The 11,027-nt window shown below is 69.9% G+C and carries 10 protein-coding genes; 3 read left to right on the top strand and 7 right to left on the bottom strand.

Going from position 1 to position 11,027, the window contains the following annotated elements:
• Positions 1–134: 134 nt before the first annotated feature.
• Together chrA and EFK10_RS19640 are read left to right on the top strand one after the other, a co-directional pair.
• The gene (gene chrA, locus EFK10_RS19645; RefSeq protein ID WP_127356991.1) at positions 135–1,382 is read left to right on the top strand and encodes a chromate efflux transporter; all 1,248 of its coding nucleotides are present in this window, start codon (positions 135–137) and stop codon (positions 1,380–1,382) included.
• A gap of 39 nt (positions 1,383–1,421) precedes the next feature.
• Positions 1,422–1,793 (top strand): hypothetical protein, encoded by a 372-nt coding sequence (locus EFK10_RS19640; protein WP_127356990.1) that lies wholly within the window; start codon positions 1,422–1,424, stop codon positions 1,791–1,793.
• Positions 1,794–2,223: 430 nt separating this feature from the next.
• On the opposite strand, the gene qcrB is transcribed toward EFK10_RS19640, so the two are convergent.
• From qcrB to EFK10_RS52130, 5 genes are all read right to left on the bottom strand, one after another.
• Positions 2,224–3,870 (bottom strand): cytochrome bc1 complex cytochrome b subunit, encoded by a 1,647-nt coding sequence (qcrB, locus tag EFK10_RS19635; protein WP_127356989.1) that lies wholly within the window; start codon positions 3,868–3,870, stop codon positions 2,224–2,226.
• A 1,881-nt stretch (positions 3,871–5,751) separates the two neighbouring features.
• Positions 5,752–6,795: a YncE family protein gene (locus tag EFK10_RS19630; RefSeq protein ID WP_206305512.1), complete on the bottom strand. Its 1,044-nt coding sequence runs from the start codon at positions 6,793–6,795 to the stop codon at positions 5,752–5,754.
• Positions 6,792–7,583, bottom strand: coding sequence for an ABC transporter permease (locus tag EFK10_RS19625; RefSeq protein ID WP_127356988.1), 792 nt, complete (start codon positions 7,581–7,583; stop codon positions 6,792–6,794). Before EFK10_RS19625 ends, EFK10_RS19630 begins: the two co-directional genes overlap by 4 nt.
• Positions 7,580–7,993: an ATP-binding cassette domain-containing protein gene (locus EFK10_RS48760; RefSeq protein WP_206305511.1), complete on the bottom strand. Its 414-nt coding sequence runs from the start codon at positions 7,991–7,993 to the stop codon at positions 7,580–7,582. The genes EFK10_RS19625 and EFK10_RS48760 overlap by 4 nt, the downstream gene beginning before the upstream one ends.
• Complete coding sequence (locus tag EFK10_RS52130) at positions 7,885–8,250, bottom strand: ATP-binding cassette domain-containing protein (protein ID WP_206305510.1); 366 nt, start codon at positions 8,248–8,250, stop codon at positions 7,885–7,887. The genes EFK10_RS48760 and EFK10_RS52130 overlap by 109 nt, the downstream gene beginning before the upstream one ends.
• 91 nt (positions 8,251–8,341) lie before the next feature.
• Between EFK10_RS52130 and EFK10_RS19615 the strand changes: the two genes are divergently transcribed.
• Positions 8,342–9,361, top strand: coding sequence for a DUF1259 domain-containing protein (locus tag EFK10_RS19615; protein ID WP_127356987.1), 1,020 nt, complete (start codon positions 8,342–8,344; stop codon positions 9,359–9,361).
• Positions 9,362–9,436: 75 nt separating this feature from the next.
• Here the strand turns inward: EFK10_RS19615 and EFK10_RS19610 are convergent, their stop codons facing one another.
• Both EFK10_RS19610 and EFK10_RS19605 read right to left on the bottom strand, forming a co-directional pair.
• Positions 9,437–10,006, bottom strand: a complete 570-nt coding sequence (locus EFK10_RS19610) for a hypothetical protein (protein WP_127356986.1) — start codon at positions 10,004–10,006, stop codon at positions 9,437–9,439.
• Positions 10,007–10,218: 212 nt separating this feature from the next.
• Positions 10,219–11,027, bottom strand: an 809-nt coding sequence (locus EFK10_RS19605; RefSeq protein ID WP_322973362.1) for a DUF1775 domain-containing protein, incomplete at its 5' end; no start/stop codon positions are given.

Genomic DNA, 11,027 nt, shown 5'->3' with positions numbered 1-11,027 from the left:
CCCGGCCTGGACGTCGTACTGCGCGGCCTGTCCATGATCCACAGCGACGAGGAGATCCTCACCCTGACCGGACCCGTCTTCGACGGCCTCTACGAGTACCACCGGCGCGCCACCGTGATCGGACGGGAACCAGCATGACCACCAACACCCCTGAAGGCGAAGCGACCACCGACGCCGAAGGGACCACCCACGCCATCAAATCGCCCCACACCGGCGGGCCGGCCCCGCCCGGATTCGCGTCCGTGCTGCGGTACTTCCTGCGGCTGGGCACGCTCGGCTTCGGCGGCCCCATCGCAGTCGTCGGCTACATGCAGCGCGACCTCGTCACAGCCCGCGGCTGGATCAGCAAGCAAGATTTCCTCGACGGCGTCGCACTGGGCCAGACCATGCCCGGCCCGCTGGCCGCGCAGGTCGCCATGTGGGTCGGCTACCTCAAACGCGGCGCGCTGGGGGCCGCCGCCACCGCGCTGGCCTTCATCGCCCCCTCCTTCGCCATGGTCGTCACCGTCGCAGCCGTGTACGCCCACTACTCCGGGCTGCCAATCGTGCAGGCCCTCTTCTACGGCATCGCCCCCGCCGTGATGGCCATCATCACCATCGCCGCCTACAAACTCGTCCGCCTCACCGACGGCAAGGACTGGCGAACCTGGACCATCAGCGCCGCCGTGTTCGCCGTCACCGCGCTCACCGGCCGCGAACCCATCTACCTCATCGTCGCCGCCGGCCTCCTCCTGATCATCCTCGACGCGCGGCCCGCCTGGCGCAGGCCCCACCGCAAACCGCCCAGCGCCGGCACTTCGGGGGTGCGTAGCCTCGCCGTACTGCCGCTGGCCTCCACCACGCTCGGCACCCTGGCCTCGGGCGGGGCGCTCGTCTCGCTCGGGCTGTTCTTCCTCAAGACCGGCGCCCTGGTCTTCGGCTCCGGCCTCGCCATCGTGCCGCTGCTGCGCGACGGCGTGGTCGCCCAGCACCACTGGCTGACCCAGGCCCAGTTCCTCGACGCGGTGGCCATGGGGCTGATCACGCCCGGGCCGGTCGTCATCACCGCCGCCTTCATCGGCTACCTCGTCGCCGGGCCGCTGGGCGCCCTCATCGCCACTGTCGCGATCTTCACGCCGATCTACCTCGGCGTGGTCGTCCCCGGTCGCTGGTTCATCCGCCACCGTGACAACCGGCAGATCAAGGCATTCGTCACCGGCGCCACCGCGGCCGCCGGCGGAGCCCTGTGCGGCGCGGTGGTCGTCCTCACCCGCCAGGCCATAACCGACCTCACCACTGCCGCCATCGCGCTTGTCACCCTCGCGCTGCTGTGGCGGTTCAAGAAGATCCCCGAACCCTACTTCGTGGCCGCCGCCGCAGTACTGGGCGTCCTCCTGCACTGACACCACCCCGCCGTCCCTTCCACCACCGAGGACCACGAGATGACAACGAACCTCTCCGCCGACCCGACCTTCAGCAACCTCCACATCCTGCTGACCGCCGCGGTCACCGCGGTGTTCGCGGCCGGGGCAGCCCTGTGGCGGCTGCCCCGCGGCGCGTGGACCGATATCGCCGCCGCCACTGTGCTGTCCGGTGGGTCGGTGTTCCTGTTCCGGGCCTCGGCGAACATGTCCCAGCTCAACGCCGACGGCCTGCCCGGATTCTCGGCCAACGACTGGCTCGCACCGGTCCTCACCTACGTCTTCCTCAGCGCGTACGCACACCTGCGGTCGCCCGCCGACCCCGGTCGCTACCAGCAGGTCACCGCCCTGGCCACCATCGCCTCCCTCGCGGTCAACGTCGTGACCATCTGACCCCGCAGGTCGAGCGGCTCCGGGTCCGAACCGCGGCCCCGGCTCTCCGACGGCCTCGCCCCCGTCACGGCCGTCTCGCGGACCGCTGTGGACGGTCCCGTACAACGACGAATGAGACGGAGGCGGGTGCGGGCCCCGCTCCGTTCTGCTCGTCGGTGGACGGTGCATGTCCCTGGTGCCCACGTGCTGGCGTGCTTTGGCGCGTACCCCCTGTCGGCCGGGTGAGGCCGTTACGTTGGTTCGTCCGACGGCAAGACGACGGTATGAGCGCAGCTTGTTGGCTTCGGAGGCGCCCTCGTGGGCGCAGGAGCGCCCGTTGGGGGTTGGGTCACCCTCAGCGAGCAGCCCCTGCACGACCAGCGCGAGGTGTTCGGCCAGGTCACCCCCCGCCTGGCGCGTCCTGGCCGATATCGACCCCGCCGTACTCAGATCAGTGGTGGCCGTGGTCGCTCGTGATCTCTTTGTACTGCTCGGCGGTGGGTTTGGGGATCTGGGCCCCCTCGCCGTAGTAGGCGTGCGAGAGCTTGGCACGCAGCTTGGTGATGCGTCCGACTTTGCGCTCCACGCCGTTCTCGTCGACCTCGGGGGCGAGCTCGAGCGGCTGGGGCTGCTCGTGCTGGGTGAGCGTCGACAGCTTGCCCTGATCCAGCGGCTCGTGGATCTCGGTGAACTCGCCATGGGGCAGACGCTTGATGATGCCGGTCTCGCGGCCGTGCAGCACCTTATCGTGGTCGCGCCGCTGGAGGCCGAGCGCGATCCGCTTGGCCGCGAGAAAGACCACCACCGGCAGCACGAAGAAGCCGATCCGGGAGACCCAGGTGATCACGTTGATCGATAGGTGGAAGCGGGTGGCGACGATGTCGTTGCCGCCGGCGGCGAGCAGGATCAGGTAGAGGCTGAGCCAGGCGGTGCCGATGCCGGTGCGGACCGGCCTGTTGCGCGGGCGGTCGAGCAGGTGGTGCTCGCGCTTGTCACCGGTGACCCAGGACTCGAAGAAGGGGTAGAACCCGATGAAGGCCAGCACCAGCGGGAAGACCATCAGCGGGATGAACACACCCAGCTGGAGGGTGTGACCCCACAGGTTGATCTCCCAGCCCGGCATGATGCGGATCAGGCCCTCGGAGTAACCCATGTACCAGTCCGGCTGGGCGTCGGTGGACACCTGGTCGGCCCGGTAGGGACCGTAGGCCCAGATCGGGTTGACCTGCACCAGCGCCGAAACGGCGGCGATGACGCCGAAGACGAGGAAGAAGAAGCCGCCGGCCTTCGCCATGTAGACCGGCATCAGCGGCATGCCGACGACGTTCTTCTCGGTCTTGCCGGGGCCGGGGAACTGGGTGTGCTTGTGGTAGAAGACCAGGAACAGATGGGCAGTCACCAGGCCCAGCATGATGCCCGGGATCAGCAGCACGTGCACGGTGAAGAAGCGCGCCACGAACTCCGTCCCCGGGAACTGGCCGCCGAACATGAACATCGACAGGTACGTGCCGACGATCGGCACCGACAGGACCGCGCCCTCCATGAAACGCACACCCGTACCGGACAGCAGGTCGTCGGGCAGCGAGTAGCCGAGGAAGCCGTCGAACATCCCCAGGAACAGCAGCAGCCAGCCGAAGAGCCAGTTGATCTCGCGCGGCTTGCGGAACGCGCCGGTGAAGAAGACGCGCATCATGTGGACGAACATCGCGGCGATGAAGATGATCGCGGCCCAGTGGTGGACTTGCCGCATGAGCAGTCCGCCGCGCACGTCGAAGCTGATGTGCATCGTGGAGGCGAAGGCCTCGGACATCCGGATGCCCTGCAGCGGCGCGTAGGTGCCGTTGTAGGTCGTCTCGCCCATGCTCGGGTGGAAGAACAGCGTCAGGTAGACGCCGGTCAGAATGATGATGATGAAGCTGTAGAGGGAGACCTCGCCCAGCATGAAGGACCAGTGGTCCGGGAAAACCTTCCGCAGATTGGCCTTGGCCAGGCCGTACAGGCCCAGTCGGCCGTCGGCCCAGTCGGCGAGCCGCTGCCCCTTGGGCGCCTGGGCGGCCGGACGGCCCCCCGGCGCGGGCGTGTCGTGTGGGGAGGTCATGCGCGCCGCTCCCGGGGACCGGGCCCGCCATACGTGGTGACCGCTGGGCTCTCGTGCCCTGTGATGTACGGCAGGTGGTCTGCAGACATGGTGTGCCGGTCCCTCATGACTCTTGGCCTTGTTGTACGGACGAGGATGCCGATGCCGATGGCGTCGCGCGGAGGGCACAGGTGCCGCCTGCTCGGCTCGGCCGATGATGCTGCCGACCGAAGCTGCGACAAGGGATTCCTGTGGGTTGTGTCACCATGGCCACATCCTCTATCGGTTCGCTCCAAGTCGCAGGATTTGTGTGGGAGTGTCGGGTTGGCGGGGTGACGAAACACCCGAACGAGGCTGTCGGATCCTTCTGGCTGACGAGTCGGCGATCGGGTGCCCGGACGCTTCCCCGATCAAATGGTGACGACATTGACGGCCAGCGAGGCCAGGGTGGCCAGAGCCCTGGCCTGTTCGTAGCGGCGGGGATCCACCGGGCGGCGCGGGTTCTGAAAGCACCGGCCGCCTCGGGGTCAGCCACCGAGATGTGGAGTTGCGGTCGCAGCAGGATCGCCAACACGAAGAGCCAAAGGAGCAGCATCCATCCTTGCGGTCGCAGACCTCTGCCTGCCCACTTCCTGCCGCTCGACAGCCCGGGTTCCTGCGGAGTTCTGTTCTGGGGTAGGACAACCCCCTCCCTACCGACCGAGGGTGACTACGTTTTGTCCCCGTGGGCGAGGGTCGCTGTCGGACGGCGGCCGGAGTCCACTCGCATCGAAGAGACCGGCGTGGTCCACTGGTCCACCAAATGCCGCGCCCGCGCGGCGTCCTGAGCGAAGACCAGTACTTGCATGCGCCACATTGACCCGTCCGGGTCGCGACCGTCATCCGGGCAGGGGGCCGTTGTGGAGCGGATCCCAGAGATGTCGAGGATCACGCGGACCTCGTCAGCGGCGGCCTGCGTCGCCACGCGCCCTACCGGTGTCAGCAACCCGAAAGGGCAGGGGGGATTACTCGCCCGGAGCCGGAACGGACGGCTGCGGCGGTGCCGCCAAGGGATGCCCACGCTCGCCTCGTCTCCTGCATTCGCGCGCGATGGTCGGCCGATCAGCAGGCGCCACGAATACATACCGAAATGCAACCATGCCCTACGAAACGGGACAACTGTTTCAATCGCCGTGTCGCGGCCGTCCCCGTGCCGGTCTGGGTGTTCCCGGGCCAGGACCAGTGCGCGCTTGAGTAAAGGCTGTCGAACGGCGGTGCGGTGAGGGTGAGGGTCTGTCGTTGCGGAACATGGACGGGGCGGCAGGGCGACATCGAGGCCGGGGGTCCTGACGTGCGCGAACGGGTCCCGGCTAGCCGGCTGACGACGATCCCGGCCGGGGATGGTGAGCACGCAGACACGGCGTCGTGGCCACTGACGTGCGTGACGGTCGGCACCGCTGCGGTCCTGCACGGGTCTTCGGCAGTGGCAGGCCATAACCCGCGGCCGGATAAAGCGAGAGGCACTTGCCGAGGACATGATTTCGGAGAGCGCGGCTTTGGCGTGCCTGCCGAAGTCCCTCGGGAAGTGCGGCTCCCGAGATCCTCGGGCCACTGGGCACGTCCGGTGCGCCGGGACGCGGATGGCACTGCATGATGACTGCCACCGGGGGCAGAGCCGAGCCGGCGGCAGCGTGCCCGCACCAGGTTCTGGGCCTGCTCGCCAACCAGTCCCCCCGAACCTGCAGCGCGCCCTCGGCACCGGTGAGGCGGATGTCATCGAGCTCGCCGGAGTCCGCCGGCGCCGCGCGCACCCCGGTCCCCCGACGCCTGGCCCGGCTCCGACCCAATGGCCACCGGGTGGTCTACGCCCGTTCTGGCCGGCACCTACAGCGGATCACTTCGGCCGTATGAACGGGTGCGCCTTCAGGGTGACGGCTGGTAGGTGAGGAGGGCTGGGCGGCCGCCGGTTCCGTCGGGGACGGGGTAGTAGGTGCGGTGGGTGGTGGGGTCCAGGGCGACGACGTGGGCGCCATCGGCGAGGTGGGCGCGGCCGGTGATGGTCAGGTGGCGGTTGCGGTTGTCGGCAACGGTGAGCCAGCCGGATTCCGCGGCGACGTAGAGGCGGTGCGCGGCTGGGTCGTAGGTGAGGACGTCGGGGCCGGAGCCGACGGCGTCGGTTCCGGCGATTCGATGCGTCGCCAGGTCCAGGGTGAGCAGGCGGGCGTTGCCGTCGCAGGTGATGAAGGCGAGGCGGTCGTCGGGGGCGAGGGCCAGGCCGTGGTCGTGGTCGCAGCCGGGCAGCGGGATCCGGCGAGTGACGGCCAGCGTGACCGGGTCGATGACCGCGACTTCGTTGCTGGTCTGGACGTCGACCAGGATCTGCCCGCTGCCGACGGGGTCGTAGGCGACGTTGCCCGCCTCTCCTCCGAGGCCGACGGTGCCGCGCACGGTGCCGGTGGCCGCGTCGATGACGGTTTCCGAGCCGCCGGATTCGTTGGTGGTCCACACCGTGCCGCGTACGGGGTCGTAGGCCAGCCCGTCCGGATAGGCGCCGGTGGGGGTGCGGTGCAGGACGGCACCGGAGTCCTCGTCCAGGGTGGCCATCTGGTTGGCGCCGGTCGCGGTCGCGTACACGCGGTGCAGGCCGGGGACGACCAGGACGCCGTGGACGCCCGGGAGGCCGGTGATGGTGCGCACCACGCGGTTGGCGCGGACGTCGACCTCGATGACCTCGCTCGCGCCGAGGTGGGCAATGAAGAGCAAGCCGCGGCCGGGGTCAAGGCTGGCGTAGTCGAAACGGGAGTTGTCGCCGGGCAGGGTCAGTTCGCCGACGCGCTGCATCGGGAGGGCCAGGCGGGGCGGCTCGGGAGTCCGGGTCAGGAGCACGCCGGCCACCACACCGGCCGCGGCGAGGAGCAGGGCGACAGCCAGGGCGAGCAGGACCCGGGGCCGTGGGAGCGTGGTCATCGGCGGGCCTCCTGGGGCTGGGCGGTGAGTGGACGCAGGCGATGGGCGTCGTCGAAAAGGGCGCGTTCGGTGAGGCGGGCGGCGGTCAGGGCAGCAAGGGCGGCTGCGGCGAGCAGCATGTACATCACGACGATCTGGTAGCGGATCGCGGTAAGCGGGTCGACGCCGGCGAGAATGAGACCGGTCATGGCGCCCGGCAGGCTGATCAGCCCAACGGTCTTGGTGGAATCGATAGCCGGGATCAGCGCGGTGCGCAGGGTGCTGCGCAGATGCGGGGCGAAGGCGTCGGCGGCGGGCAGGCCGAGGGCCAGGCGGGCCTCGATCGCGGGCCGTGCGGAACGGACCTCGTCCCGCAGCCGGACGAGCACGAGGGCGGTGGCCTGCATGGCGCCGGAGACGACCATGCCGCCGACGGGGATCACGACCCGTGCCTGGGTCGCGATCACGCCGAGCGCGAGCAGCGTGCCGAGGGTGGCCGCTGTCCCCGCCGCGGCGGCCGCGGTGGCGATGGGCAGGGCGCGAGGAAGGCCGGCGGCACGGCGGGCGGCGACCCGGCCGGCGATGAGCACCATGACCGCGAGCCAGCCGCTCGCTCCGGCAAGGCCGGTGTGCCGGAAGACCAACAGCAAGATCGCGCCGACAGCAACCAGCTGCGCCCCGGCGCGTACCGCGGCGATGGCGATCTCCCGGGCCAGGTGCAGTCGCTGCTGCCACGCCACGGCGACGGAAAGCACGACCAGGGCCACCGACGCGGCGACTCCGGCCCAGGTGGGGACGGCGGGGTTCACACCCCCTCCTTGAGGTAGGCGATCTGGTCGGCGGGTCCGGAGGCGACGAGCCGCCCTTCACTCAGGACGAGTACCCGGTCGGCGATCCGCCGCGCCTGTGGTCTGTTGTGGCTGACCAGGACGACGGCCATTCCCGCGGTGACCAGGTCACGGACCGTCACCTCGACCGCCCGCGCACTGGCCGGGTCAAGTGCTGAGGTCGGCTCGTCCAGCAGCAGCACCTCAGGGCCGACCGCCAGTGCCCGGGCCAGGCAGACCCGCTGCGCCTCGCCGCCGGACAGCCCGGCCGTGGACCGGGTGATCATCGCTGCGGGCAGCCCCACGCGTTCGAGCAGTTCGGCCGCCCGGTCGTCGTCGAGGTCCGGTCGGCCGACCCGCAGGTCGTCCAGGACGTGGTCGGTGAGCAGCACCGGCTGACCCGGCGCCGCAACCCCAGGACATCCCAGGTCGGCAGCGGCCGGCCGTGGAAGCTCACAGTCCCGCCGCTGGGCTCCGCCAACCGGTTGAGCAGCCGCAGCAGCGTGGACTTGCCCGCCCCCGAAGGCCCGACCAGCGCCGTGCACTCGCCCGTACGGATCCGGCAGGTCACCGCGTCCAGGAGCATCGCGCCGCCACGCCGCACGGTCACCCGTTGCAGGGCGAACACCGACGGAGTTCTGGTGTCCATCGCGCTTTGAACCTCCTATGAGTGGAAGACTCATGCAACCACGGTTACATTCACGCGGGTAGGGTTCCGCGCCCCTCATGGGAGAAAGCTCATGATCCACAGCCAGCGGTTTTCCACCGGCCCGGTCCGGCTCGCCCTCGCCGCGCTCGCGGCTTCCGCCCTCGCATTGACCGGGTGCGGCAGCACGGGCGGCAACACCGGCGCCGGCACGGACGACAGCACCCACGCCTCCGCACAGAACCTCTCGACCAGCCACCGCGCCCGGGGGCACGATCCGCTGCCCACCACAGATGCGGACTGGAAACCGGTCGCCGACGCCCTCGGCCGCACCGGCACCCTGACAGCCAACGTCGTCTACCGGGTCCCGCTGCCCCGTAAGGACCTGACCGTGGTGTCCCACGGCGTCACGATCAAGCCTGGCCTGTCGCTGGGCGGCTACGCCGCCTTCGCCAAGTACCACGACGGCACGATGCTCATGGGCGACCTGGTCGTCACCGAGGACGAACTGCCGAAGGTCACCGACGCCCTGCAGAAGGCGGGCATTGAGCAGACCGCCCTCCACAAGCACCTGCTCCAGCAGTCCCCGGCGATCTGGTGGACCCATATCCACGCCATGGGCGACCCTGCCGCCCTCGCCAAGGGCGTGAAGTCGGCACTCGCCGCCACCGGTATCCCGCCGGCCGGCCCTCCGCCGGCCACCCAGCCGCCGGTCGACCTGGACACCGCCGCGATCGACGCCACACTGGGACGCAAGGGCACCGCCGACGGCGGCATCTACAAGTTCACCATCGCCCGCCGGGACACTGTCACCGCCGACGGGCACGTGCTACCCCCGGCTCTGGGCATCACCACCGGGATCAATTTCCAGCCCCTGGGCGGCGGCAAAGCCGCGATCAACGGTGACTTCGTGATGACCGCCGGCGAGGTAAACAAGGTCATCCGGGCCCTACGCAAGGGCGGCATCGACATCGTCGAACTGCACAACCACAGCCTCGACGAACAGCCCCGCCTATTCTACATGCACTTCTGGGCCACCGGCGACGGCGCCACCCTGGCCAAGGCCCTACGCCCGGCACTGAACGCCACCCGCCTCGCCCCACCCTCAGCCTGACCGTCACCCACCCGCGAGAGAACACCGGTTGAACCACCGCCACACGCGGACCACCCTGACGGCGGCCGGCTGAGGTCATCGGCAGGCCGCCGCTCGGGGAACGTCGGTACCCAACTGCGACAACGCGCACAAGGTCTCGACGGAGACCTTCCATGTGCCGTCCTGCGACACGGCCATACCCCGGGCGCCGGTCTTCACCGCTCGGCCCTGACGGGACAGGTCGTAGGTGACCTCGGCCTCGGCTGAGGAGGCAAAGGCCACGTCGTGGACCTGCGCGCGGAACTGACTGGCGCGCTTGTCGTCGGCGAAGCCCTGCACCATGAGTGCGTACTGCTCGCCGTTCTCGACGAGTGCGACCTTGGCGTCGAGCGGTGTCGTGGAAGCGAAGAAGGCCTCCCAGTTCTTCCTGACCCGGTCTTCGGCCTGTGCCGGGTCGCTCGGCGCGGTGCCGGTCACGGAAGGGGAGTGCTGGGCGGGCGCGGAGCTGTCCGCCGGTGCCGACGGGGCGGTGACTGAATTGGCGGGTGTCGGCGTCCCTGCTGATCTCCCGGCGCCGCTGTCCGTACAGGCCGCGAGCAGGAGGATCGCTGCCGCCACGAAGGCGTCGGGGCGCCGCCGCAGGGCGACGGGTGCCGTGCGAGCCAAGCGTCCCACCTCCCGGTATCGCCCAGGCTCTGGCTTACCTCTAGCCATGGTGCTCATACGCGGCGTCTACTGAAGTGCAGGCGCGCGGAGGGACGGACGCCATGAATGCGCTGGTCCGTACGGTCGCGATCGCCGCCGCGCTGGCGGCGGCGATCGCCGTCATCCTGACCGTCGGCCCGTGGCTGGTCGACCAGCTCTGACCGCTGGGCCGGTCAGGAGTGGCTGGCCGTGCCGCGGCGCTGCCACCACCACACGCCACCGCCCACGAGGGCAAGCGCGAGGACGCCGAGCGTCACCGGCAGTACGGGGAACGAGCCACCGTCGTCCTTCGCGGCGGCGGCCTCGTCCGTCGCCGGGCTCTCGACGGCGGAGGCCGAGACGCTGGGCTGCTCGACGGCCGTGGGGCTGGCGCTGGTCGGGGTGGCCGAGGCGACGGCGGCCTTCAGGTCCAGGACGGGGGCGGGGTTCTCGCTGTTCTTCTGGAGGCCGATCCAGCGGTCGATCTGGCCGTCGCTGTAGGTCTGCAGGGTCTTGAACGCCAGCGACTTTGCGTCCGGTAGCTGCTTGACCGTGACGGAGAACCCGGCGTTCTCGCCGGTCGTGACGGCCGGTCCGGAGACGATGAAGCTGGTGTCCTTACGGGCCAGCTTCCAGCCCTTGGGGCCGTCGGCGTAGGTGATGTCGGCGGGCTCGATGCCTTCGGGCGGGAACACCTCCAGCTTGGTGATACCGGCGGAGTCCGACTCCGATTCGGCCTCGAATCGCAGCGTGACGTTCGCGGCGAGCGCGCGGGCGTCCTTCGCGGAGACCTCCACGTGGGCGAATGCGGGAGCCGCGGTGGCGACGCCCACGGCGAAGGCGGCGACGGTCACGGCGGAGAGTCGGCGCGCTGCGCGCACGCCAGTAGTACGACGGGGCATGGGAACTCCCAGAATTGGCAGGGCGGTCCAGGGCACGCCGAAGGGCGCGCCGAGGTCAGACGGCGAGAACGAACCCCGCTGTGGGAGGACCCCGCCGTACC

Origin of the sequence: Streptomyces soli (genome assembly GCF_003999195.1) — a bacterium.
In the GTDB taxonomy this organism is placed as follows: domain Bacteria; phylum Actinomycetota; class Actinomycetes; order Streptomycetales; family Streptomycetaceae; genus Actinacidiphila; species Actinacidiphila soli.
Note: the sequence above shows the minus strand (reverse complement) of the source record. Positions and strands in the feature narration are given on the sequence as shown.

Bases quoted from the DNA above. Each gene is read 5' to 3' on its own strand.
- chrA (WP_127356991.1), top strand. From the start codon at position 135: ATGACCACCAACACCCCTGAAGGCGAAGCGACCACCGACGCCGAAGGG.
- EFK10_RS52130 (WP_206305510.1), bottom strand. From the start codon at position 8,250: ATGGACACCAGAACTCCGTCGGTGTTCGCCCTGCAACGGGTGACCGTG.
- EFK10_RS19640 (WP_127356990.1), top strand. From the start codon at position 1,422: ATGACAACGAACCTCTCCGCCGACCCGACCTTCAGCAACCTCCACATC.
- EFK10_RS19630 (WP_206305512.1), bottom strand. From the start codon at position 6,795: ATGACCACGCTCCCACGGCCCCGGGTCCTGCTCGCCCTGGCTGTCGCC.
- qcrB (WP_127356989.1), bottom strand. From the start codon at position 3,870: ATGACCTCCCCACACGACACGCCCGCGCCGGGGGGCCGTCCGGCCGCC.
- EFK10_RS19615 (WP_127356987.1), top strand. From the start codon at position 8,342: ATGATCCACAGCCAGCGGTTTTCCACCGGCCCGGTCCGGCTCGCCCTC.